General features: G+C 44.0%; 1 protein-coding gene. It reads right to left on the reverse strand.

The window, feature by feature from the left end:
• On the reverse strand, nucleotides 1-491 hold a 491-nt coding region (locus R7Z47_RS26810), incomplete at its 3' end, for a succinylglutamate desuccinylase/aspartoacylase family protein (RefSeq protein WP_318131021.1).
• Nucleotides 492-521 lie beyond the last annotated feature (30 nt).

Raw genomic sequence — 521 nt, forward strand, 5'->3', positions numbered from 1 at the left:
TTGCTCAGGTTAGCGCGTATTTGGGGTAGGTTAGTACGATGAATCGCACCTGTGTGTAAATCTAAAATGTAATCACAACGTTTCGCTATATTATTGAAGAATCCATACGCCATACGCGAGGCGAGTGCGCCTTTTTCGCTGCCAGGGAAACAACGGTTTAGATCGCGGCGATCGGGTAAGTAACGAGACTTATGGATAAAGCCAAATACGTTTACGATTGGCACCGCAATAACCGTACCTTTTAGCTTTAATGGGTTTAACTGGTTGATCATCTGACGAACGATCTCTACGCCATTAAGCTCATCACCATGGATTGCGGCGTTCACCATCAGCACTGGACCTTCTTGTTTCCCGTGAATGATTTCCACAGGGATAGAAAGTGGAGAGTGCGTGTATAGCTGAGCAGCTTCGAATTCTACTTCTAAACGCTGTCCTTGTTGTATTTTATGCCCGAGCAGCTCAAATACTTTGTTTGTTTTACTTCTGGCCATAAACCATCTCTGTCAAATAAGTTAGTAACA

This window comes from Vibrio sp. 1641, assembly GCF_033339995.1.
GTDB classification, from domain to species: domain Bacteria; phylum Pseudomonadota; class Gammaproteobacteria; order Enterobacterales; family Vibrionaceae; genus Vibrio; species Vibrio alginolyticus.